This window comes from Cupriavidus sp. 05N40 (assembly GCF_056397305.1).
In genome coordinates this window covers 12,847-36,485 of the sequence record NZ_JBFTND010000072.1, presented here as the reverse complement: position 1 = coordinate 36,485, position 23,639 = coordinate 12,847, and the positions used below count along the sequence as shown (strand labels likewise).

The following is a 23,639-nucleotide window of genomic DNA, read 5'->3' as shown; positions in this document are numbered from 1 at the left end:
GTCCTAGCTGGCAGGCCCGGCGCTCAGGCCAGGGCCGTGGCCGGCGGCGCCAGCGGCGCGGCCGGAGGGGTTGAACGGGCTACGGCTGGTGAAGGCATGGGAAGCGGCCAGCCGGCGATGCCGACGGCAAGACGGCGCAGGGCGGCAGTGGCCGGCGCCGCCGGATACGCTTCGACCACGCAGCGGCCAAGCGCCGTGCTGCGCTCGACCAGCGGATCGTGCGGCAGGCTGCCGGCAGGACTCGCGTCCACGCCGAGATACTGGCTGGCGGTGCGCGCAAGATTGCCGAGCACGGCGCTGGCGGCGGCGTCGCTGGCGGCGGCATTGACGACCAGGTGGAAACGGCGGCAGGCGTAGAGGTGGTTCAGCTGCTTGATGCAGGCATAGGCGGCCTTGATCGATGCCGGCTCGGCACGCAGCACCACCACCACGTTGTGCGCCATGCCGGCCACCTGCGACAGGGCGCCCTCGGCATCGCTGCGGGCATCGCTGAGCACGGTGCGGTAGCCATTGAACAGGCCCAGGTCGCCCGTGGCCTGCGGGCTGCCGGGCAGCACGCCGATGGTGCCCGCGGGACGTTGCCCCAGCGCGGCCTCCAGCGTGAGCGCACCGCCCAGCACGGCGGCCAGCGTGCCCTCGGGCGCCGCGCCGGCCAAGCGGGTGGCGCGCGCGCCAATGCGGTCTTCGTCGATCAGCAGCACGCGTTCACCCTGCATGGCGAGCGCATTGGCCAGCCCGAGCGCCACCGTGGTGGCACCGGCGCCCGCATCGCTCGCGACCACCGCGATGCGGCGCGTGGCACGCGGCGCCAGCATGCGCCGCAGGCTTTCGGCCTGGTCCAGGGCAAGTGAATTCACGTTTTACTCTCCCTGCACCTGCGCCAGCGCCTTGAACATCCGGCCACCATCGACGAAGCCGTCGGGCTCGGTGGCGGGCGCGGCCGGTACGGTCGGCACGGCAGGTGCGGCACGGCCATTGCGCGCGGGGTAGTTCTCCAGCACGTCCAGCAGCGCCAGCAGGCGGCCCATGCCTTCGACCAGCACGGCAGCATTCGGGGTCTGGCGCGCCGGCGCGCGCGCGGACAGGCGCGCCAGGAAGGCCGCGGCTTCCGTGTCGCCGGCCTGCTCCAGGCGCAGCGCGGCCACGGCCATCTGCAGTGCCAGCAGGCGCGCGCATGCCTGGTTTTCCGCCTGCGCGGCATCGTTGGCGCCGTCCTGGCGTTCGCCCTGGCCGAGATGGTCGAGCGCATGGCGCAGTGTGCGCAGGTGCGCCTCGCCGGCTTCGGCCCAGCGTGCCCAGCGCGCCAGTTGCGCGCCCTCGGCCAGCAGTGCGGGCTCGCACAGCAGGTATTGCACGGCCAGTGTCTGGCCGTTTTCACGGTCGACCAGGCGCGATACCAGCAGGCCGGCCTCGGTGCCGCCCTMGCTGCCGCGCGTGCCGCGCACCTGGCTTTCGAGCACGCGCACCGGCGCTTGCGCGATCCACTGCACGGCATCGCGGCCGCGGTACTCGATCTCTTCGAAGGCATGGAACGTCAGCGTCTCGGCCAGCGCATCGACCTTCAGCGCAACGCCGTTGCTGGCGACGCGCGTGGTCTTGCGGGTGGTGGTCAGCCAGCGCTCACCTGCCTGCTGCCAGCGCGCCAGCGTGGCCGCGGCCGGCATGGTGTCCAGCACATTGACCACGGTACGCGCGGCGGCGATGGCGGCGCCCAGGTTGGCGGCGTCGGTTTCCCAGCCGCCCTGGCTTGCCTGCAGCGCTGGGGCGGTACGCCCGCCCGGCGCCGCGGCGGCAGCCAGCGGCAGGCCGTCGCGGTCGGCCAGCCACAGCGTATGCTGCCACGGGCGCGGCGCGCGGCGGCCGGCCGCGGGCGCGGCCACGGTGGCGCTCAGCGCGAGCACGAAGCGGTCGCACTGGCGGGCGAGATCGCGGCAGGCGGCCTCGCGCACGTGTTGCGCCATCTGGCGCGCCGACGGTGCGCTGTCCGCGCGCTGCTGCCACAGGGTGCGTACCAGGTCGAAGCCGAAGTTGCCCGCGTCGAGCTGGTCCACGCAGTCGCTGACCGCGTTGGCGCTGTCGGTCAGCGAGCGCAGCATGCCCTCGGCGCCGGCGGTGGCCGAAGCACCCGCGGCGCGGGCGCCATCGTTGTCATCCTGGCCCGGCATGACGCGGCRCACGGCATCGGCATCGGCAAAGACGGAGCCACGGCGCGGGGTCTGGAAGGCGCGCTCGACCAGGGCGGCGCCGCTGGCCAGCTCCAGGTGTTCGGGCACGCGCTGACCGATCGAGGCGTAGTACACCGGCAGGCGGTGGCGGATCACCACGTCGAGCACGGAGCCGAGGTGCGTGGCTTCGTCGAGCTTGCTGACGATGCAGCCGTCGATGCCGCCGCCGGGCGTGGCATCGTGGCGGTAGGCATGCACCACCTCGTTGAGCGTGTCGCCGTGGCTGGCGCCGTTGAGCAGCAGGATGCGCTGCACCGGCGCCTGCACGCCGGCCAGCATGGCGATCTGCTCGGACAGGTTGCGGTCGCGCTGGCTCATGCCGACGGTGTCGATGATCACCAGGTGCTTCTCGGTGAGCGCGGCCAGCGCGAAGCGCAGGTCGGCCGCGTCCTTGACCGCGTGCACGGGCACGCCGAGGATGTCGCCATAGATGCGCAGTTGTTCATGCGCGCCGATACGGAAGGTGTCGGTGGTCAGCAACGCCAGCCGTTCCGGGCCGTGCTTGAGCACGAAGCGCGCGGCCAGCTTGGCGGTGGTGGTGGTCTTGCCCACCCCGGTGGGGCCGATCAGGGCCAGCACGCCGCCTTGCGCGAACAGCGCGTCTTCGTCGCCCAGCACCGGCACCTTGCGCGCCAGCTCCTGGCGGATCCAGGTCATGGCGGCGGGCCGGTCGTGGCCGAGCGGCAGGTGGCCCAGCAGCGAACGCGCGAGCTGGCCGGAAAATCCGGCGGTGACCAGCCAGTTGAACAGGGAATCGCGCAGCGGATCGCCGCCTGCGGCAGGCAGGCTGTGAGTGCCTACTCCCGCGAACTGCCGCTCCATCATGGCGCGCATGGTCTGCAGTTCCCCGCGCAGGTCGCCCAGGGCACCGTCGACCGCCACCGTGGCGGGCGGCGGCGTGAACACCGGCGCGCTGCTGGAAATGGCGCCGAGATCGGTGTCGCGCATGGCGACGATCTCCACACCACCCTCGACGGTGCGGTTGGACAGCACCACGGCGTCCGGGCCCATCGCCTCGCGCACCTGGCGCAGGGCCTCGCGGCCATTGGCCGCCACGAATTTAGCTACGCTCATCTTGCGTCATCCCTCACGCTGCGCCGCCGATCATGGCGGTGATCCTGATGTTTCGGTTGTCCGGCACCTCGGCATGCGAGAGCACCTTGAGCTGCGGCATGGTCCGGCGCAGGAAGCGCGCGAGCAGCGGGCGCAGCGGATGCGGCACCAGCAGCACGGGGTCCAGCCCCAGGTGTTCCTGGCGCGACACCGCGGCCTGGGTCTGCTGCAGCAGCGCATCGGCCAGCCCCGGTTCGATACCGCCGCCGTTAGTGAGCGCTTGCGACAGCACGCGCTCAAGCCCCGCGTCCAGACCGATGACCTGCAGGTCGGCCCCGTTGGGGAACCACTGCTGGGTGATGGCACGTCCCAGCGCCATGCGCACCAGCGCGGTAAGTTCGTTGGGATCGCTGATCTTGGGCGCGTGCTCGGCCACCACGTCCAGCACGGTGCGCATGTCGCGGATCGGCACGCTTTCGTCCAGCAGGTTCTGCAGGATCTTCTGCAGCGCGGTGAGCGTGATGACCTTGGGCACCAGGTCTTCGGTGAGCTTGGGCGATTCCTTGGAGATGCGGTCCAGCAGGGCCTGCACTTCCTGGCGCCCGAGCAGTTCGGCCGCGTGCAGGTGGATCAGGTGGTTGAGGTGAGTCGCCACTACCGTGCTGGCGTCCACCACGGTGAAGCCGTAGGTTTGCGCCTGCTCCTTGAGCCCGGCTTCGATCCACACCGCGGGCAAGCCGAAGGCCGGATCGTGCGTGGGCGTGCCCGGCAGCGTGCCGGATACCTGGCCGGGGTTGATCGCCATCCACTGCCCCGGCGTGGCCTCGCCGCGACCGATCTCCACGCCCTTGAGCGTGATGCGGTAGGCGTTGGGCTTGAGTTCGAGGTTGTCGCGGATATGCACCACCGGCACCAGGAAGCCGATCTCCTGCGCCACCTTCTTGCGAATGCTCTTGATGCGGCCCAGCAGTTCGCCGTTCTGCGCGCGGTCCACCAGCGGAATGAGGCGGTAGCCCACTTCCATGCCCAGCGGGTCGACCAGGGAGACATCGTCCCAGCTGGCTTCGGTGGATTCCGCCGCGGCGACGGGCGCGCGTTCCTCGCGTTTCTTTTCCTGCACGGCGGCCACGTCGCGTCGCGCCACATAGCGGCCGAACCACACCAGCGCGCCGGCGAACRCCAGGAAGGCGAAATGCGGCATGCCGGGAATAATGCCCATCATGCCGATGATGCCGCCGGTCAGGTACAGCACGCGCGGGTTGGAGAAGAGCTGGCCGGTCAGCTGCTGGCCCACGTCCTGCTCGTTCGACACACGCGAAACGATCACGCCGGCGGCGGTGGAGATCACCAGCGCGGGGATCTGCGCCACCAGGCCGTCGCCGATGGTCAGCAGCGTGTAATTGCGCACCGCGGTGGAGAAGTCCAGGTCGTGCTGCAGCATGCCGACCACCATGCCCGCGCCGACGTTGATGAACATGATCAGCAGCCCGGCGATGGCGTCGCCGCGCACGAACTTGCTGGCGCCGTCCATGGCGCCGTAGAAATCCGATTCCTGCGAGACTTCGGCCCGGCGCTTCTTGGCGCCGTCTTCGTTGATCAGGCCGGCGTTGAGGTCGGCGTCGATCGCCATCTGCTTGCCGGGCATGGCGTCGAGCATGAAGCGCGCGCCCACCTCGGCGATCCGGCCCGCGCCCTTGGTGATCACCATGAAGTTGATCACCACCAGGATGGCGAACACCACGATGCCCACGGCGAAGTTGCCGCCCACCAGGAAGTGGCCGAAGGCCTCGATCACCTTGCCCGCGGCGTCGGGCCCGGTGTGGCCTTCGAGCAGTACCCCACCAGCAGCACCATGATCGACAGCGCGATGTTGAACGTAAACAGCAGGTCCAGCACGAAGGGCGGCAGCGGCAGGATCATCATGCCGAGGATCATGATGATCAGCAGCGGTCCCGCGAGCGCCTTCATCTGGCTGCTGCTGGCCCGTGCCCCCGACAGGTTGAACAGCGAGGTCAATGCGTTCATGCGTGGCTTTCCGGTACGGCGAGTTCGTCAGGCACCAGCAGGTCGGACGGTGCCGTGGGGTGCGGTCCGCTGGTGTGGTGCCAGTGCTTCAGTTGATAGACCCAGGCCAGGACTTCGGCCACGGCGGTATACAGGCCGGCGGGGATCTCGCGGCCGATCTCCACGTGGCGGTGCAGCGCGCGCGCCAGCGGCGGCGCGGACAGCAGCGGCACGTTGTTCTCCACGGCGATCTCGCGGATGCGCGCGGCGACCGCCTCGCTGCCCTTGGCCACCACGCGCGGCGCGCTCATGCGGCCTTCCTCGTAGCGCAGCGCCACGGCGAAGTGGGTCGGGTTGGTGACCACCACGTCCGCCTTGGGCACCTCGGACATCATGCGGCGGCGAGCCATGGCGCGCTGCTGCTGGCGGATGCGGCCCTTGATATGCGGGTCGCCTTCGCTGTCCTTGTGCTCCTGCTTGACCTCTTCCTTGGTCATGCGCAGCTTCTTGAAGAAGGTCCAGTACTGCCAGGGCACGTCCAGCGCGGCCACCAGCACCAGCGAGCCGGYGACCATCCCGCAGCAGTGCAGCACCAGCTCCAGCATGTGCAGCAGCGCCTCGTGCAGCGGCGCGCTCATCAGCGCCACCGCGTCGGGCAGGCGGTGCCACAGCACCCAGCCGGCCACGCCGCCCACCAGCAGGGCCTTGGCGATGGCCTTGGCCAGTTCCACCAGGGATTGCGAGGAGAACAGCCGGCCCAGCCCCTTGAGCGGCGAGAGCCGGGAGAAATCGGGGGCGAGGGATTGCGTGGAGAACATCCAGCCGCCCAGCAGCATGGGACCGGCGAGGGCCGCCGCGCCGAACAGCAGCAGCAGCGGCAGGAATGCCAGCAGGCCTTCCCAGGTATTCATGGCGAAGCGCGACATCATGCGCGAAGTATCGAAGGCCGTGGCCGGCTCGAAGGCCAGGCCGGCGCGCATCACGGCGTTGAGCCTGGTGGCGAGCGTGCCGCCGAGGGTCGCAAGGCCAGCCACGCCGCTCATCAGCATGATCAGCGTAGCGAGCTCGCGCGAGCGTACGACCTGTCCTTCCTCGCGCGCCTTTTCCAGGCGCCGGGGTGAGGCAGGTTCGGTTTTCTCGAGATCGCTTTCTTCGGACATGGCCGCTCCGTTACGAAGCGGCATGCTGGCCCTTCGTCAGCAACGATTATCGGAGCGCGAAGGGGCGGGCATTAGAGGGAATAAGGCCGGGATTGTGGCGCTGTTTGCGCGATGACACGGCCCGCCCGAAGGCGGGCCGTGTCCCCGGACGGCCTCCGGGGGCGCCCCGGGGGCCGGCGCGGCGCCAGGCCGGCACCGCGTCCCGGGCGGGACTCAGAAGCCCAGGCTGGCAAGCAGGTCGTCCACCTGCGACTGGTCGGAGACGACGTCGGCCTTGCCTTCCGGGTTGATCTGCGGGCCGTTCATCAGCGTGGCGGGCGCCTCGACGCGGCGGTCTGCCGGCACGTTGTCGATCAGCACCTGCAGCAGTTCCTGCTCCAGCGAGCGGATCATGTCCATCATCTTCTTGATGACCTGGCCGGTCAGGTCCTGGAAGTCCTGGGCCATCATGATTTCCAGCAGGTGGCTGCCGGTGGCGCGGGCCTGCTGCGGCACGTCGGTCAGGAAGGCACGGGTATCGAGCACCAGCTCGCGCGCGTCGGCCAGCTCGACCGGCTTGTCGAACCAGGCTTCCCAGCGCTTGTCGAGCGCCTCGGCCTGCTTCTCCATGCCGGCCTGAAGCGGCTGCGCCAGCTCCACGGCGTTGAGCGTGCGTTCAGCGGCCTGCTCGGTCATCAAGGCGATATAGCTGAGCCGGTCGCGCGCATCGGGGATGGCCTGGGCGGCGCGCTCGATTTCCTTGTCGAGCCCCAATTCGCGCATATTGTCGCGCAGCATCCGTGTCAGGGCGCCAATGCGCTGGAAAAGCTGCTCGGCAGATTCGTTGCTGAGAGTCGGAGTCATCGACATGTCGCCCACCTTATGCCCCTTCCTTGGCCAGTTTCTCGAAGATCTTGGTGATCTTCTCGTCAAGCGTGGCGGCCGTGAACGGCTTGACCACGTAGCCGTTCGCGCCGGCCTGCGCCGCTGCGATGATGTTTTCCTTCTTGGCCTCGGCCGTCACCATCAGCACCGGCAGCTTGGCCAGCGCGGCTTCGGCGCGGATCGCCTGCAGCATGCTCAGGCCGTCCATGTTCGGCATGTTCCAGTCGGACACGACGAACTGGAAGCTGCCGTCCTTGACCTTCTCCAGGCCGGCGGCACCATCTTCGGCCTCCTCGACGTTGGCGAAGCCCAGTTCCTTGAGCAGGTTACGGATGATGCGGCGCATGGTGGGGAAGTCATCGACCACCAGGATCTTCATGTTCTTGTCCACTCTAACGGCTCCAATACAGTTGTGGAAAGTTGCTACTTCAATACTTGCACCCGCCGCTCCGCGTGGATCCGGCAGGCGCCTGTGCCCGGTCAAACCCGCTGCGCGCGCGTCCCGAAGGTCGCCAGGCGCGCCATCACGCGCTGGCTCATCGCGTGCAGCGGCACTACCTCATGCACGCCGCCGGCGGCAATCGCCTCCTTGGGCATGCCGAATACGATGCAGGTGCTCTCGTCCTGCGCCAGGTTGTAGGCGCCGGCCTCGCGCATGCGCAGCATGCCCTGCGCGCCGTCACGGCCCATGCCGGTCAGCATCACGCCGATGGCGTTCTTGCCGGCATGCTGGGCGGCGGAGTCGAACAGCACTTCGACCGACGGCCGGTGGCGGTTGACCGCCGGCTCCTGCGACAGGTGGGCCACGTAGTTGGCCCCGCTGCGCGCCAGGCGCAGGTGCGAATCGCCCGGCGCGATGTAGGCGTAGCCCGGCAAGACGCGCTCGCCGTGCTCCGCTTCCTTGACCGTGATGCGGCACAGGCCGTCCAGGCGCTGCGCGAACGAGCGCGTGAAGCCGGCCGGCATATGCTGGACGATCAGCACGGCCGGGCAGTCCGGCGGCATCGGCATCAGGAATTCCTTGATCGCCTCGGTGCCGCCAGTGGAGGCGCCCACGATGATCAGCTTCTCCGTGGACAGCAGCGGGCTGCGCAGCATCGGCGCCGCCGGCTCGGTGGTGCCGCCGCCCGCCGGCGCGGCCTGAGCGGTGCGCAGGCGCGCCCGCGCCGCGGCGCGGATCTTGTCGGCGATGGTATCGGTGTACTCCATCAGGCCGTCGCGGATGCCGAGCTTGGGCTTGGTGACGAAATCCACCGCGCCCAGCTCCAGCGCGCGCATGGTGATTTCCGAGCCGCGCTCGGTCAGCGAGGACACCATCAGCACCGGCATCGGGCGCAAGCGCATCAGGCGCTCGAGGAAGTCCAGGCCATCCATGCGCGGCATTTCCACGTCGAGCGTGAGCACATCCGGGTTCAGGCGCTTGATCAGATCGCGCGCTACCAGCGGATCGGGGGCGGTACCCACCACCTCCATGTCGGGCTGGCTATTGATGATCTCGGTCATCAGGCTGCGTATCAGCGCGGAATCGTCCACGCACAATACCTTGATCTTGGCCGCACTCATGTCTGGAAAAATCCTTGTCGGTTCAGGAGACGGCAGCCGAGGGCGCACGCCTGGAAAACAGTTCGGCGCCGCCGCTGGCAGGTGCGGTGGCAATGGCCCGCGCCAGCGCACGCTCGTTGCGCTCGACCACCACCTGGTCGTCCTGGCGAGTGAGCCGGCGCACCAGCGCCAGTCCCGTCAACGGAAAGTAGCTGACGCGGCGCGCGTGCGGGCCGCGCAGATCCTGCGCGGCTACGCGGATCTCTTCGGTCTTCAGGTACTTGAGCACGAACTCGGCGTTGCGGTCGCCGATATTGAGCGTGGTCATGTTGGCCAGCACCGCGCCACCGCCGAACACCTTGGCCTCGAGCCGCTCGCGGCGCGCGCCCATCTTCAGCAGCTCGTTGATCAGCACTTCCAGCGCATAGCTGCCGTAGCGCATGGACGCCGACAGCAGCCGGTCGGCGCCGGCGGCGCCGTCATCGTCCGGCAGCATGAAATGGTTCATGCCGCCCACGCCGGCGGTCTCGTCGCGGATGCAGGCCGCCACGCAGGAACCCAGCACGGTGGTCAGCACCACGTCTTCGCGGGTCACGTAGTACTCGTTGGGCAGCAGCTTGATGGCCTGCTTGCCGAACTCGCGGTCGAAGTAGCTGCGCGTGGCGATCGCTTCGGGGAGCTGGGGCGTGCGCATCACGAACCTCCCAGCCGGGCCGACGGCGGCGCCAGCTCGTAGACGGTCTGCCCGCGCAGCTGGAACGCGCGCGTGACATAGGAAAAGTTCTCCGAATGGCCCGCGAACAACAGTCCGTGCGGCTTGAGCAGCGGCACGAAGCGCTCCAGGATGCGGCCCTGGGTGGGCTTGTCGAAGTAGATCATCACGTTGCGGCAGAAGATCGCGTCGAACTTCTCGCGGATGCCCCAGTCCGGCGCCAGCAGGTTGAGCGGCTGGAAGTCGATGGTGCCCGCCAGGTCCGGCTTGACCTTGACCGCGCCGGCGCGCTGGCCGGTGCCTTTGAGGAAGAAGCGCTTGAGCCGTTCGGGCGAGAGCTTGCTGACCTGCTCGGCCGTGTAGACGCCGGCGCGGGCCTTGGCCAGCACCTGCGTATCGATGTCGGTGGCCAGGACCGTGCCGGCACGGTCGCCCAGCGCTTCGGCCAGCGTGATGGCGATGGAATAAGGCTCTTCGCCGGTGGACGCGGCCGAGCACCACACCGAGTAAGGCCGCCCGGTCTTCTTGGCATGTTCGGCCAGCAAGGGAAAGTGATGCGCCTCGCGGAAGAACGATGTCAGGTTGGTGGTGAGCGAATTGGTGAAGAACTCCCACTCGTCCGAGCGGTCGTCCTCCTCGAGCATGGCCAGGTAGGTGCCGAAATCGGTGAGCTGCAGCGTGCGCAGGCGGCGCGCGAGGCGGCTGTACACCATCTCGCGCTTGTGGCTGCCGAGCGAGATGCCCGCGCGGCGATGGATCATCGCGCGGATCTTCTCGAAGTCGCGTTCGGTCAGCAGGAAATCACGCGGCTCGTCGCGCCGCGGCGAAGCGGGCTGCGCCAGCGGCAGGCCGGCGGCAAGGGCGGTGGGGCGAGGCTGCGTCATGTGATGCCTGATACGGGATGCTTGATGCTCGATACGATGGGTGTGGCCGCGCTCAGGCGAGTTCGGCCTCGACCAGTTCCATCTCGGCGCTGGTCATCAGCTTCTCGATGTCGATCAGGATCAGCATGCGGCCATCCACGGTGCCGAGCCCCGTSAGGTGYTCGTTGGAKACCGACACGCCRAACTCCGGCGCCGGCTTGATGKCKYCGCCSGTCAGSGTSAGCACGTCCGACACGCCATCCACCACGATGCCGACCACGCGCCCGGCGATATTGAGGATGATGACCACGGTCTGGTGGTCGTAGCGCACGTTGCCGAGGCGGAACTTCAGGCGCAGGTCGACGATCGGCACGATCACCCCGCGCAGGTTGGTCACGCCCTTGATGAAATCGGGCGCGTTCGCCAGGCGGGTGACCGCGTCGTAGCCGCGGATCTCCTGCACCTTGAGGATGTCGATGCCGTATTCTTCGCTCCCCAGCGTGAAAACCAGGAATTCCTGCCCCGCGGCTTCGCTTCCGGGGGTATCGATGTGTCCGATGCCGGCCATGATGTCTTGTTCTCCTGAGCGTTAAGCGAGTACCGGGTCTTGGCGGCGCACGCCGGTGCGCTGCAGCGCGCCGACGTCCACGATCAGTGCCACGCTGCCGTCGCCCAGGATGGTGGCGGCGGAGATGCAGGGCACCTTGCGGTAGTTGGTTTCGAGATTCTTCAGCACCACCTGGTGCTGGCCGATGAGCTGGTCCACCAGCAGCGCGAAGCGCTTGCCTTCGGCCTGCAGGATCACGGCGATGCCCTGCGTCGGCTCCTGCACGGCGTCGTCCACGTTGAACACGCGGTGCAGCTCCAGCAGCGGCAGGTATTCGCCGCGCACGTGCATCACGCGGTCGTTGTTGGCCGCGGTGTGCACGTCCTCGGGCTTGGGCTGCAGCGATTCCATCACGCAGTTCAGCGGCAGGATGAAGGTCTCCGCGCCGACCTTGACGGACATGCCGTCGAGGATGGCCAGCGTCAGCGGCAGCACGATGCGGGTAGTGGTGCCCAGGCCCGGACGCGAGGTGACCTCGACATGGCCGCCCATTTCCTGGATGTTGCGCTTGACCACGTCCATGCCGACGCCGCGCCCGGAGAGGTCGGTGACGGCTTCCGCGGTGGAGAAGCCCGGCGCGRAGATCAGCTGCCAGACTTCTTCGTCGCTGATGTTCTCCGATACCGGCAGGCCGCTCTGCAGGGCCTTGGCCAGGATCTTGTCGCGGCGCAGGCCGCCGCCGTCGTCGCTGACCTCGATGACGATGTTGCCGCCATGATGCTGCGCGGACAGGATCAGCTGGCCGGTCGGCTCCTTGCCGGCTGCAACGCGCTTGTCCGGCGTTTCGATGCCGTGGTCGAGGCTGTTGCGCACCAGGTGGGTGAGCGGGTCGATGATGCGTTCGATCAGGCTCTTGTCGAGCTCGGTGGCCTTGCCGAAGGTGACCAGGTCGATCTGCTTGCCGAGCTTGCCGGCAAGGTCGCGCACCAGGCGCGGGAAGCGCGAGAACACGTAGTCCATCGGCATCATGCGGATCGACATCACCGCTTCCTGCAGGTCGCGCGCATTGCGCTCGAGCTGGCCCATGCCGGAGAACAGGCGGTCGAACAGCACCGGGTCGAGCGCCGAGGCGGTCTGCGCCAGCATCGACTGCGTGATGACCAGTTCGCCGACCAGGTTGATGATCTGGTCGACCTTTTCGGTCGGCACGCGGATGGAGCCGGACTCCTGCGCATGCGCGGCGGCGGCAGGCTGAGCCTTGGCCTTTTCCTTTGCCGGCGCGGACGCCGCCGCCGGGGCGGCGGCCGGAGCCGGTGCCGGAGCCGGCGCTGCGGCAACGGCTGCAGTGGCTTCGGCAGCCGGCGTCGCGCCGGCTGCCTCCACGACGATCTGGTCGCCGTCGACGATGAAGCAGCACACCGCGATGATGTCGTCGGCGCTGCACTGGCTCGACAACCATACGCTCAGGTTGCCGCCCTCTTCCTGCTGGCCGGTGATCTCGCCAAGGTTGCCAAGTTCGTCGCGCAGCAGGGCCCGGTCCGCCGCCGAGACGTTGATCAGCGTCACCTTGAGGCCGCTGCCCGCGGCCGCCGGCGCAGGCGCCGCCGCTACCGGGGCCGGAGCGGGAGCCGCGGCGTGCGCGGGTGCGCCACCGGCGGCTTCGTGCGCCAGCTGTTGCAGGACGGCGCAGATACGCGCCAGCGTTCCCGGATCGGGTTCGGTACCGTTACGGTAGGCGTTGAGCTGATCTTGCAACACGTCCTTGGTTTCCAGAAAGGTGTCGATGATGGTGCGGGACAACGCGAGTTCCCGCCGCCGCGTGCGGTCGAGCAGGTTCTCCAGCAGGTGCGTGGTCTCGGTCAGGGCGGCGAAGCCGAAGGTTGCCGCGCCGCCCTTGATGGAGTGGGCCGCGCGGAAGATCGCGTTGAGCTCTTCCGCGTCGGGGGATTCGAGATCCAGCCCGAGCAGCAGCTGCTCCATTTCCACGAGGAGCTCCTCCGCTTCCTCGAAGAAGGTCTGGTAGAACTGTGTGATATCGATATCGACAGACATAACCGTCCTGGCTCACTGAAATTCGCTGCGAAGACCGCCGCCGGCATGGCGGGCGGACTTCATTGAACACTGCCCTTGCCGGCCGGGGCCGAGGCGGGGGCCTGTGCCGCCTTGCCCTGCGCCGTTGCCGGGGCCGAAGCCGCCTTTGCCGCGGCGGGCGCCGAGGCGGCCGCCAGGCCTGCCTGCATTTGCTCGCCTGCCTCGCCTGCCTTTGCCGCCACCGAGACCTCGGCGGCGCTGGCATTCTCTGCCTCGATCCGCGCCTGCGCGCGCTGGTTGAGCACCACGATGCTGATGCGTCGGTTCACCGGCGCCAGCTCGTCCTTCTTGTCCAGCGGCATGGTCGCGGCCAGGCCGATCACGCGCAGCACCTTGCCTTCGTTCATGCCGCCACCGATCAGCTCGCGCCGCGAGGCATTGGCGCGGTCCGAAGACAGCTCCCAATTGCTGTACGTGCGCTCGCCGTTCGAGTAGTTGGCCGCGTCGGTATGGCCGGACAGGCTGACCTTGTTGGGCATCTCGTTGAGCACCGGGCCGATCTCGCGCAGGATGGTGCGCATGTACGGCTCCACCGCGGCACTGCCGGTGCGGAACATCGGGCGGTTCTGCGTATCCAGGATCTGGATGCGCAGGCCTTCGCTGGTGATGTCCAGCAGCAGCTGCGGGCGGAACTGGCGCAGCACCGGATTGTTCTCGATGATCTGCTCGAGGCGGTTCTTGAGCGCGCGCAGACGCTCGCCTTCCCTGCGCTCCCTGGCCTTTTCCGTGGCGTCTTCAGGGGTCTTGCGCACTTCGGCGTCCTGCCGCGTGATGTCGAGCCCGCCGCCGGGAATCACGCTGGAGGAAAGACTGCTCTTGTTCCCCCCCGCTATCGCCACCTTCAGCGGCGTGCGGAAATACTCTGCCAGCTGCACCAGGTCCTTCGGCGTCGACGCACGCAGCAGCCATAGCACCAGGAACAGGGCCATCATCGCCGTCATGAAGTCGGCGTAGGCGATCTTCCAGCTGTGGTTACCGTGCGGCTTGGCGTGTCCGCGAGACTTGCGGACGACGATCGGGCGCATATCATGGGCGCTGCTCATCGCTGTAGCTCCTGCCGCTTAGGTGATGCTCTTGACCTCGCGGACGTGGTCGTCCAGCTCGAGGAAGGACGGGCGTTCGCTGGAGTACAGCACCTTGCGGCCAAACTCCACGGCCACCAGCGGTGCGTAGCCATTGAGCGAGGCCAGCAGCGTGACCTTGATGCACTCGTACATCTTGATGGATTCGGCCACCTGGTGCTCGACCCGCGCGGCCAGCGGCGAGACGAAGCCGTAGGCCAGCAGGATGCCGAGGAAGGTGCCGACCATGGCATGGGCGATCAGCGCGCCGAGTTCCGCCGGAGGCAGGTCGGCCGAGCCCAGCGCATGCACCACGCCCATGACGGCGGCAACGATGCCGAATGCGGGCAGGCCGTCGCCGATGCGCGCCAGCGCATGAGCGGGGACTTCTGCTTCGTGGCGGTAGGTCTCGATCTCGTGGTCCATGAGGGCCTCGATCTCGAAGGCATTCATGTTGCCGTTGACCATCATGCGCAGGTAGTCCGTGAGGAACTCCATCATCGCGGGGTCGGCGAGGATGCGCGGGTACTGGCTGAACACGCTGCTGGCGGCCGGATCCGCGATCTCCTTCTCGAGGAACAGGATGCCTTCGCGGCGGGCCTTGGACAGCAGCACGTAGAGCAGTGCCATGACTTCCATGTACAGCGCCTTGCTGTACTTGCTGCTGCGGAACAGCGTCGGCAACGCACGCATGGTGGCCTTGATGGCCTTGCCGTTGTTTGAGCTGATGAACGCACCGACAGCCGCGCCGCCGATGATGACAAACTCTGCGGGTTGATAAAGCGCGCCCATATGGCCGCCGGTCATGGCATATCCACCAAGCACCGCCACCATCACGACAACATAGCCAATTACAACTAGCACGATCGATTCCCCGTCAGTAAAACACGCGTCAGGCATGCACAAGGGCCGCTTCTCCGGGAGAGGAGGAAGGACCGCTTGCCCTGGCAAGACCCAGCAACCACGTACGCCGCCCCCGGACTCCGGGATCCGGAGCCCTGAAGCCCTGCAGTCCTATGGATTAACGACTTGAGACGGCAAGACTTGAAGACCTATTGATACGGCATTGATGATCTTCCAACGCGAATATCGACAATCCGGTGAATAAGCTTGAGTTTTCTCGCGAGTTCCCGCGATGGCCCGTGCGCGGCGTGGGTACGCTTCAGGGTGTGCCACGGGTCGTGCGCGCGAATGCCGTACCTGTGGCATCCGCGGCGCACGGCCGCAGGATTCCCGCGGGCGGGCCGGGCAGGAACCCTGCCCGGGCCGTCCGGGGATGTCTCTACCGAATCGCCTCAGTCAGGCAACGACTTGCGTGGGAGCGACGTCCTTCGGGAGCTTCTTGGCCTTGCCGGCGCGCGACGGCGGCCGGCACAGGCTGCATACGAAGTTCGCATGCGGCTCGTAGGCGTGTGTCACGAACTGGCCGCCGCAGCACGTGCAGCTGGAAAGCTGCAGCATGTTGCTCTCGAAAAACCGTACTAACGTCCATGCACGGGTGAAACTTAAGACAATTTCACTGCCGAGTAGCGAGACGTGCTCGAGATAGAGCCGATAGCTCGCCACCACCGCGCGGATGCCGGCGGTCTCGCCCTGCTGGACCATGAACTGATAGGCCGAGAAGAACAGCGAGGAATGGATGTTCGGCAACCAGGTGGTGAACCAGTCGGTCGAGAACGGGAGCATGCCCTTGGGCGGCGAGGCGCCGCGCAGCTCCTTGTAGAGGCGGATCAACCGGTCGCGCGAGAGCGTGGTCTCGGCTTCGAGCACCTGAAGACGGGCACCCAGGCCGATCAGCTCGATGGCGAGCTGGGTCTGGTTGGCGTCCTGCAGCACGCTCTTGCGGTTTGGGACTGGAGTGGCCGTGAAACTCCGGGCGGGCTGGGCCTGCAGGAGCGCGGTCAATTGAGCGACTCCACGGGCTGCCGTGCGAGCAGGATCGCAGCATGGATCTGCTGCATATCATGGCTCTTGGCCGTATGGGTGAGCGTCGACAGCAAGGCATGGTCGTCGAACCGGAAACGGCACAAGACCATGTTGGACGCTGCCAACTTGACGAGCTGGGCCGGTGTCAGCTTGGCGAGGATGTCAGCGATTTCCTTGCTGACGCCGAGCCTGAACATGGCTTCCAGATGGTTTTCGCGCACCAGGCGTTGCGCGAGCAGCAGATAGGCGAGATTGACCTCCCTGATCTCCTGGAGAACTTCACTGCTTTCCAATTTTTCCCCGCTACCAAAAACCCTTCGACCGCTTGTCCGGCGCTTACCCGCAGCCGAAGGCTGAAGGCGACCAGATCGTTTGCTTGCGTGTTCGACGGGTACTGCGTACGACTAAGGAACTGCGCTCGGTCAGACTTATCTCAAACGTTACAAGTGTTACAGAGTGTAAGTAGGACTGTGAGAGTTATATCGGCAATTGGACCAGACTGCCAATCCCCCCTTACGTTGGGGTAAGCAAATGTCGCATGAAACATACATGGGACACGAAGTTTGTAACAAGTCACAGATTCGTCATGTGATTTGCATCAAATCTGTTACTGGTTTGTAACAGAGGAAAACGTCTAAAATGCGCCGGACGCCACCCGCCGCAGGGTGCAAAATGCGCCCCCCGAGGCTTGTAGTCGCATTCCTCTATTGACGCGAAAACGCTCATTGCAGTAGTGCGCGCCGCAGCCATGCGGCCACCCGCGCAAACAGGTCGTCGGGCTCCTCGCGGAACAGATGCGGGCAGGTCTGCTCCACCTGCTCCATGACGCGCTCGGCCTCCTCGGCACTCACCGTGCCGTAGTCCATGGCCAGCGCCAGCAGCGCGCGCAGTTCGCCCAGGCGGGCGCGTGCCGCGCCCGCTCCGCGCTCGGTCTGCACCCGGTACAGGACGTCGTAGGCGCGGCTGCGCAGGCTCTCCGCCACGCGCCATGCGGGCGTCTGCATCTGCTCCTCCAGCGATCGGATATCAACCGCGGAGCCGGCCAGCTGCGACGCCAGGGGCTCGGTGAAGGCCAGGTCCGCCCCGGCGTCCTCCAGGATCTGCTCAGACCACTCCCGGGCGTGCGCGAGGCGCTCCTGGGGCGTCCATTCGTAGCGCACCGCCAGGCCGTAGCCGAAGCGCTGCGCGTCGCGCATGAGCGTGGCCATGGCGTTGGGCAGCTGCTTGTTGAAGACGCGCTTGGCCCATGCGTACTCGCCCCCCGAGAGCAGCCGCGTGACGGCGCGCTCGGTCAGCGGGCCATCGTGGTGGAGCAGGCGCGCGCGCAGGAAATCGTCATAGTCCGGCGGCGTGAATTCGTGGTCCAGCCCGGTGGAGAGCTTGACGAAGTGGTCGAACTCGGCGCGGAGCTTGGCGGCTGTCTCTGCGGACAGCGCGAGGGAGATTTCCGTTGTCATGGGGTTCAGTGCTGACGTTGGCGCAGAAAAGCGGCGCTGCCGGCAATGCCGGCAGCATCAGGCGATGCGTCGCCGCCTCGAAGAGGCCTCGCCTCAGAATGCGCTCCAGTCGCCGCTGTCCGACGTCGCCATCGCGGCGGGACGCGCAGCGCGCGCGGTGGCGGCCGGCACGGTGGCGGCCGGCGCCCCCTTCTCGTCCGCCACGGCAGGTTCTGCCTCGCTGCCGGCCGAATGGACGGGCGCCGGGGCCTTCGGTTCGATGCGCGCCGGCCGCGATACCGCCGCCGCCCTGGCGCGCGGCGCTTCCACGCGGCTGCCGGCGGCGCCTTGCACGTCGGCCAGGCGGAAGCTGGCCACCGAAGCCTGCAGGCGGGCGGCCTGGTCTTCCAGCGACCCTGCCGCGGCCGCGGCTTCCTCTACCAGCGCCGCGTTCTGCTGCGTGACTTCGTCCATCTGCGCCACGGCCTTGTTGACCTGCTCGATGCCCGAGCTCTGCTCGGCCGAGGCCGCGCTGATCTCGCCCATGATGTCCGTCACGCGCTTGACTGCCTGCACGATCTCGCCCATGGTCTTGCCAGCCTGGTCCACCAGCGCCGAGCCGTTCTCCACGCGCGCCACCGAGTCGCCGATCAGGCCCTTGATTTCCTTGGCGGCGTTGGCGCTGCGCTGCGCCAGGCTGCGCACTTCGCCAGCCACCACGGCAAAGCCGCGGCCCTGCTCGCCGGCACGCGCGGCTTCCACCGCGGCGTTCAGCGCCAGGATGTTGGTCTGGAAGGCAATGCCTTCGATCACGCCGATAATGTCGACGATCTTCTTCGAAGCATCGTTGATCTCGTCCATGGTCTGCACCACGCGGCCGACCACTTCGCCACCCTTCACCGCGGTCTCGGAAGCGTTGGCGGCGAGGCCGCTGGCCTGGCGCGCGTTGTCGGCGTTCTGGCGCACGGTGCTGGTCAGCTCTTCCATGCTCGACGCGGTCTCTTCCAGCGAGGCCGCCTGCTGCTCGGTGCGCTGCGACAGGTCGCTGTTGCCCGCGGCGATCTGGCGCGAGGCGGAAGCGATGGACTCGGCCGACTCCTTGAAGTCACGCACCGTGGCCGACAACTGCTGCTGCATCTGCTTCATGGCGTGCAGCAGGCTGGTCTTGTCGCCGCTGCGCAGCTTGACCTCGCCAGAGAAGTCGCTGCCGGCGATGCGCGCGGCAATGGCCGCGGCATAGCCGGGCTCGCCGCCAAGCTGGCGCGACAACGTGCGCGCCAGGAAGGCGCCCAGCGCCACGGAAACGGCCAGGCCGCCGAGCACCAGGCCCAGCATCCACAGGCGCGAAGCCTCATAGACGCCGCGCGCTTCCTGCATATTGGCCAGCGCGCGGTCATCGCGGCGCTTGACCATCTTGGCCATCACGTCTTCGAGCGCGCGGCTCTCCTTGATCAGGTCAGCACTTTCGCTGAACACCTGGCTCTCGAACTGGGAGGTATCGAGCGGCTGCTTGCCCACCAGCGCCACATAGGCGTTGATGCGCTGATGGTAGGCCGGCAGCAGCGTGTCCATCTGCTTGACCAAGGCCTGGCCTTCGGGCTGCGTGAACATGGAGCGCGCACCCTTCACGCGCTCTTCGAGCGCGTTCAGCGATTTTTCGATCTGATCCTTCTCGGCGGCGCGCTCGCCCATCGTCGATGCGGACAGCAGCGCGATCTGCGCGCGGCTGGAATAGAGCAGGTCGATATTGGCGCCCTGCACGCTCTTTAGCGCCTGCAGGTCGCCGTGGTAGATCTTGCCCGTCCAGTCGGCCATGCGACCCATGTTGATGACGCCGAGCAGACCCATCACAGCGCCGATGAGCGACACGACCAGAAAGCCAACGACCAGCTTGGTCGTGACGCGCAGCTGATTGAACCATTGCATGCCGACTACCTCTTTTCTCTGAATGACTTGACCAGGCGCCTTGCCTGTCCGGGCCGGCGGATGCCGGCGAGCGCAGACGGCGGGCGCTATTATTTTCTAGAACAGATGTTTTCAGACTGACTGCCTCAGCCGGAGACACTGGGCCGGTGCCGGGCGGTCTGCCTTGGCCGTCCAAGTATTGCCGGCTACTTCAATGCACTGCCTGCTACTCGCCTGCTACTCGCTTGCCCTGACTTGCCTGCACGATGCCCGGCCCCGCAGCCTGCGCACCTCAGGCTCGCGCCAGCCTATGTTCACCCGGCGCCGGCTCGTGGCGCGCACGCACGGGCCGCGCCTCCGGGCGCAGGCTGACGCGGAATGTGGCCACCGTGTCGCGCAGGCGCGCGGCCTGGTCTTCGAGCGAACCCGCCGCGGCCGCGGCCTGCTCCACCAGTGCCGCGTTCTGCTGCGTCACCTGATCCATCTGCGCCACGGCTTCGTTGACCTGTTCGATGCCCGAGCTCTGCTCGGCCGAGGCCGCGCTGATCTCGCTCATGATCCCGGTCACGCGCTCGACTGCCTGCACGATCTCGCCCATGGTCTTGCCGGCCTGGTCCACCTGCGCGGAGCCATTGGCCACGCGCGCTTCGGACTCGCCGATCAGGGTCTTGATTTCCTTGGCGGCGTTGGCGCTGCGCTGCGCGAGCCCGCGCACCTCGCCGGCCACCACGGCAAAGCCGCGGCCCTGCTCGCCGGCACGCGCGGCTTCCACCGCGGCGTTCAGGGCCAGGATGTTGGTCTGGAAGGCAATGCCTTCGATCACGCCGATGATGTCGACGATCTTCTTCGAGGCCTCGGTGATCTCGTCCATGGTCTGCACCACCCGGCCCACTGCCTCGCCGCCCTTCACCGCGGTCTCCGAGGCATTGGCCGCCAGCCCGGTGGCCTGGCGCGCGTTGTCGGCGTTCTGGCGCACGGTGCTGGTCAGCTCTTCCATGCTCGACGCGGTCTCTTCCAGCGAGGCCGCCTGCTGCTCGGTGCGCTGCGACAGGTCGCTGTTGCCCGCGGCTACCTGGCGTGTGACCGAGGAGATGCTCGACATGCCTTCCTGGATCTCGCCGACCACCGAAAGCAGGCTGCGCTGCATGGTGCGCATGGCGCGCGCCAGTGCGCCCACCTCGTCGGACGCGCGGTACTCCAGGTGCGTAGTGAGGTCGCCGGCGCCCATGCGCAGCGCGAAGTCCAGCATGTCGCGTACCGGCCGGTTCACCCGTGCCAGCAACAGCGAGCCAGCGATGAACGATGACGCCACCGCCAGCGCGAAGCCGCTCCACAGCCATGGCCGCAGCGCGCTCGCGCCAGCATCGCCCGCCAGCAGCTCGAATGCCACCAGCGCGGCCAGGAACCACACCAGCCCGGATGCCTGCGACACCAGGATGCGGCGCCTGAGGGAGAACTTGCGCAGGCTGCCGATCAGGCCGGGCAGGCCACGGCGCACCACGGCGCCGTCGCGAACCGTCAGCCGGCGGCCCTGGTCTTCGCGCAGGCGGGCATAGGCTGCCTCGGCCGCCTCGACCTGTTCGCGCTGCGGCGTGGCGCGCACGGAGGTATAGCCCACCAGCTGGCCGTCGATCACGGTCGGCGTGACCGTGGCGTTCACCCAGTAGAAATCGCCATCCTTGCGGCGGTTCTTGACGATGCCAACCCAGGAGCGGCCGGCCTGGATGGTTTGCCAGAGATCGGCAAACGCTTCGGGCGGCATGTCGGGGTGGCGCACAAGGTTATGCGCCGCGCCGAGCAGGTCCTCCGCCGCGAAGCCGCTGACCTCGATGAAGGCGCGGTTGGCGAACGTGATACGCCCCTTCAGGTCGGTCCGGGAGATGAGATAGTCGTCGGGCGAGAGCTTGTACTCGCGGTTCGTTACTGGCTGGTTGTTTCGCATGTGTGGAAAAACTGCGTGGATCGGGCTGGCGTGGATCGCTGCCGCGTCAGGCGGCCACGGCTGCTTCAAGCGCCGCGAGCTCTTCGGTGTCCAGCAGTTTCTCGATATCGACGAGGATCAGCATGCGGTTCTCGACCGAGCCGATGCCGCGGATGTACTCCGTCTCGCCGGAAAGTTGCGGCGCCTGCCGGATCTCGCCGGCGCYCAGCGTCAGCACGTCGGACACGCCGTCGACCACGATGCCGGTGGTCTGCTCGTGCAGCTMGACGATGATCACGACCGTGTACTGGTCATAGTCGATCTTGGCCTGCCGGAACTTGATGCGCAGGTCGATGATCGGCACGATGATGCCGCGCAGGTTGATCACGCCTTTCAGATACTCCGGCGCGTTGGCGATCTGCGTGACGTTCTCGTAGCCACGGATCTCCTTCACCTTGAGGATGTCGATGCCGTACTCCTCGCCACCCAGCCTGAAGGCGAGGAATTCCTCGCCTGCGCCTTCCGTCTTGATCCCGTTCTTCATTTACTGGCTCCCGCTTGCCAAGTCCGGCCCTGCGGTGCGACCAAAGCCACGGCCGGCCCGCCCGCGGGCGGGCAGCCTGGCCGAGACCCGGCGGGCGCCGAGGCACGAATATCGTTTACTGCTTAACGGCAGCCGGGGACGTGGCTGAAGGGTAACAATACCGATGCATTCACCCTACTTTGGTGGGGTCCAGCAGCGCCCCGACGGCTTCCATCAGCTGATCGGGATCGAACGGCTTGGCCAGGAAGCCGGATGCGCCGGCCTCGCGTGCCTGCTCACGCACGTGGCTGTCGACCTCGGTGGTGAGCATGAGCATGGGAATGGCGGCATAGGCGCTCGTGGCCCGCAGCGTGCGGATCAGGGTCAGGCCATCGGTGCCCGGCATGACCTGGTCGGTCACCAGCATGCCGAAGGATGCCTGCCGCGCTTGGGCCAGCGCCTCGTCGCCATCGGCGGCTTCGGTGACGACGTAGCCGCCCGCGCGCAGGCAGGCGCCGATCATGCGGCGCAGGGAGGGAGAATCGTCGACGACAAGGATATGAGGCAAAGACATGGCGGCTCCGTTGACAGCACGATGGTGAGCCCACGGGCGCGCTGCCTGGCGCGGTGGACCAGTGTTCGTTTGCCCCGGGCGGCGTGGGCCCGGCGGTCGCCGCGCGCGTTTTCGCACGCGCCGGCGACGAGGCTGAAGCAGGCGCCGCGCGCAAGCCGGCATGGCCGGTGCAAACGGCGCCCCTCTCGGGGCATATCGGCAGCGGCGGCGAAATCCGTAGGCCCGATGCGCGTGCCGGCGACCGATCATCACGGCTGGCCATCGCGCCGCGGTTGCGCCAGCGGCCATGCCCCGTCCATCAGCCCTAACCGATCGCCAGAATTGCGCTTACCCTACCTGCATGGGGTGCAGCAGCTTGTCGCTGAGCCGGCATACTACGGCGCCCGCTCCAAGCCGCGCCGCGCTCCTGGACGGCCAAGGCGAAGGCCTGCGTCACCGCGAACGGGCACCGCAAAGCCATCGGAACGTCATATGTCGAACTTGCCAGCCCCCCCGTGGAACCAGCGGGAATCTCCCGACGCGCGCCAGCCCGACAAGCTCACGGTGCTCGTGCAGGGGGCACCGGACGTGTTGCTGGCGTCCTTGCCTGACTTTGACGGTCGGCTGCAATGGCTGTCGCGGCGCCCGCGCCAGCCGGCCGATGCGCAGATCGTCATCGCCGAGCGGCAGATCGGCGCGACGCTGGCACAGCGCCTTCGTTCGCTGCGCCACCCCGAGCGGCTGGTGCTCACCGTGCTGGTCGATGGCACCGCTGCCGCGGCCACCGGCTGCGGGCCGATCGTGCCGACCACCGCGCAGGCGTTGCCGCACACCCTGGAGCTACTGGCTTCGGTGCTGTTCGCGCCGGTGCTGGGAGACGGCCCGATGCCGCTGTCGTGGCGCGATGTGCAGACGCTGGCGAGCCGCGACGCGCTCGGCCTCGCACTGCACCTGGATACCAGCAGCGAGTCCTGCATGTCCGATGCGTTGCTGATGCAGCTGGCGCGCTTCCACGGGCGCACGCGCATCGAGCCCGAGGCCCTGCTGGCCAGCATCTACCTGCCGCGCGGGTTGCCGTCGCTGGTGCAATGCAGCGAGCAGTTGCGGCGCCTGGGCGCAGTGACAGGACATCACTGCGAGACCCGCTTTGCCCTGCTGGTGCCCGAGAGCGGGTGCTTCACCCGCGTGCTGGCCCTGTTCCCGCCCGGTGGCTCGCTGCCCGAGCCGTACACGCCGCGGCGCTGAGCGGCGCT

Annotated in this window: 20 protein-coding genes and 1 pseudogene; 1 reads left to right on the top strand and 20 read right to left on the bottom strand. The window is 67.6% G+C overall.

Features of this window, described 5'->3' with window-relative positions; genetic code table 11:
- Positions 1 to 23: 23 nt before the first annotated feature.
- The 20 genes and pseudogenes from AC1DO7_RS17980 to AC1DO7_RS17885 form a co-directional block, all read right to left on the bottom strand.
- The gene (locus AC1DO7_RS17980) at positions 24 to 857 is read right to left on the bottom strand and encodes a MinD/ParA family ATP-binding protein (RefSeq protein ID WP_441621957.1); all 834 of its coding nucleotides are present in this window, start codon (positions 855 to 857) and stop codon (positions 24 to 26) included.
- Between the two features lie 3 nt (positions 858 to 860).
- Positions 861 to 3,299: a flagellar biosynthesis protein FlhF gene (gene flhF / locus AC1DO7_RS17975; RefSeq protein ID WP_477116393.1), complete on the bottom strand. Its 2,439-nt coding sequence runs from the start codon at positions 3,297 to 3,299 to the stop codon at positions 861 to 863.
- A gap of 13 nt (positions 3,300 to 3,312) precedes the next feature.
- A pseudogene (flhA, locus tag AC1DO7_RS17970) lies at positions 3,313 to 5,303 on the bottom strand (flagellar biosynthesis protein FlhA).
- A complete protein-coding gene (flhB, locus tag AC1DO7_RS17965) occupies positions 5,300 to 6,442 on the bottom strand; it encodes a flagellar biosynthesis protein FlhB (RefSeq protein ID WP_477116392.1) in 1,143 nt (380 codons plus the stop codon). The pseudogene flhA and the gene flhB overlap by 4 nt, the downstream one beginning before the upstream one ends.
- Positions 6,443 to 6,655: 213 nt before the next feature.
- Entirely contained in the window at positions 6,656 to 7,285 is a 630-nt protein-coding gene (gene cheZ, locus AC1DO7_RS17960) for a protein phosphatase CheZ (RefSeq protein WP_441621949.1), read from the bottom strand.
- A 16-nt stretch (positions 7,286 to 7,301) separates the two neighbouring features.
- Positions 7,302 to 7,697 carry a chemotaxis response regulator CheY gene (gene cheY / locus AC1DO7_RS17955; protein WP_441621947.1) on the bottom strand — a complete coding sequence of 132 codons (396 nt, stop codon included), beginning with the start codon at positions 7,695 to 7,697 and terminating at the stop codon, positions 7,302 to 7,304.
- Positions 7,698 to 7,786: 89 nt separating this feature from the next.
- Positions 7,787 to 8,869, bottom strand: a complete 1,083-nt coding sequence (locus tag AC1DO7_RS17950; protein WP_441621945.1) for a protein-glutamate methylesterase/protein-glutamine glutaminase — start codon at positions 8,867 to 8,869, stop codon at positions 7,787 to 7,789.
- Positions 8,870 to 8,891: 22 nt separating this feature from the next.
- The gene (cheD, locus tag AC1DO7_RS17945) at positions 8,892 to 9,542 is read right to left on the bottom strand and encodes a chemoreceptor glutamine deamidase CheD (protein ID WP_441621943.1); all 651 of its coding nucleotides are present in this window, start codon (positions 9,540 to 9,542) and stop codon (positions 8,892 to 8,894) included.
- Positions 9,542 to 10,444 carry a CheR family methyltransferase gene (locus AC1DO7_RS17940; RefSeq protein WP_441650219.1) on the bottom strand — a complete coding sequence of 301 codons (903 nt, stop codon included), beginning with the start codon at positions 10,442 to 10,444 and terminating at the stop codon, positions 9,542 to 9,544. Before AC1DO7_RS17940 ends, cheD begins: the two co-directional genes overlap by 1 nt.
- 52 nt (positions 10,445 to 10,496) lie before the next feature.
- The gene (locus tag AC1DO7_RS17935; RefSeq protein WP_477116391.1) at positions 10,497 to 10,991 is read right to left on the bottom strand and encodes a chemotaxis protein CheW; all 495 of its coding nucleotides are present in this window, start codon (positions 10,989 to 10,991) and stop codon (positions 10,497 to 10,499) included.
- Positions 10,992 to 11,012: 21 nt separating this feature from the next.
- The gene (cheA, locus tag AC1DO7_RS17930) at positions 11,013 to 13,022 is read right to left on the bottom strand and encodes a chemotaxis protein CheA (RefSeq protein ID WP_477116390.1); all 2,010 of its coding nucleotides are present in this window, start codon (positions 13,020 to 13,022) and stop codon (positions 11,013 to 11,015) included.
- A 59-nt stretch (positions 13,023 to 13,081) separates the two neighbouring features.
- Positions 13,082 to 14,104 (bottom strand): flagellar motor protein MotB, encoded by a 1,023-nt coding sequence (gene motB, locus AC1DO7_RS17925; protein ID WP_441621935.1) that lies wholly within the window; start codon positions 14,102 to 14,104, stop codon positions 13,082 to 13,084.
- A gap of 18 nt (positions 14,105 to 14,122) precedes the next feature.
- Positions 14,123 to 14,986, bottom strand: coding sequence for a flagellar motor stator protein MotA (motA, locus tag AC1DO7_RS17920; RefSeq protein ID WP_441650217.1), 864 nt, complete (start codon positions 14,984 to 14,986; stop codon positions 14,123 to 14,125).
- Positions 14,987 to 15,421: 435 nt separating this feature from the next.
- On the bottom strand, positions 15,422 to 16,027 hold the full coding sequence (flhC, locus tag AC1DO7_RS17915) for a flagellar transcriptional regulator FlhC (protein WP_441621931.1): 606 nt from the start codon (positions 16,025 to 16,027) through the stop codon (positions 15,422 to 15,424).
- A complete protein-coding gene (gene flhD / locus AC1DO7_RS17910; protein ID WP_006162633.1) occupies positions 16,024 to 16,341 on the bottom strand; it encodes a flagellar transcriptional regulator FlhD in 318 nt (105 codons plus the stop codon). The genes flhC and flhD overlap by 4 nt, the downstream gene beginning before the upstream one ends.
- 429 nt (positions 16,342 to 16,770) lie before the next feature.
- Positions 16,771 to 17,505: a DUF4088 family protein gene (locus AC1DO7_RS17905; protein WP_441621927.1), complete on the bottom strand. Its 735-nt coding sequence runs from the start codon at positions 17,503 to 17,505 to the stop codon at positions 16,771 to 16,773.
- Positions 17,506 to 17,598: 93 nt separating this feature from the next.
- On the bottom strand, positions 17,599 to 19,410 hold the full coding sequence (locus AC1DO7_RS17900; RefSeq protein WP_441650216.1) for a methyl-accepting chemotaxis protein: 1,812 nt from the start codon (positions 19,408 to 19,410) through the stop codon (positions 17,599 to 17,601).
- Between the two features lie 271 nt (positions 19,411 to 19,681).
- On the bottom strand, positions 19,682 to 21,331 hold the full coding sequence (locus tag AC1DO7_RS17895; protein WP_441650215.1) for a methyl-accepting chemotaxis protein: 1,650 nt from the start codon (positions 21,329 to 21,331) through the stop codon (positions 19,682 to 19,684).
- A gap of 46 nt (positions 21,332 to 21,377) precedes the next feature.
- Entirely contained in the window at positions 21,378 to 21,854 is a 477-nt protein-coding gene (locus tag AC1DO7_RS17890) for a chemotaxis protein CheW (RefSeq protein ID WP_477116389.1), read from the bottom strand.
- Positions 21,855 to 22,023: 169 nt separating this feature from the next.
- Positions 22,024 to 22,407, bottom strand: a complete 384-nt coding sequence (locus tag AC1DO7_RS17885; protein WP_441621919.1) for a response regulator — start codon at positions 22,405 to 22,407, stop codon at positions 22,024 to 22,026.
- A 471-nt stretch (positions 22,408 to 22,878) separates the two neighbouring features.
- Between AC1DO7_RS17885 and AC1DO7_RS17880 the strand changes: the two genes are divergently transcribed.
- Positions 22,879 to 23,631 (top strand): hypothetical protein, encoded by a 753-nt coding sequence (locus AC1DO7_RS17880; RefSeq protein ID WP_441650214.1) that lies wholly within the window; start codon positions 22,879 to 22,881, stop codon positions 23,629 to 23,631.
- Positions 23,632 to 23,639 lie beyond the last annotated feature (8 nt).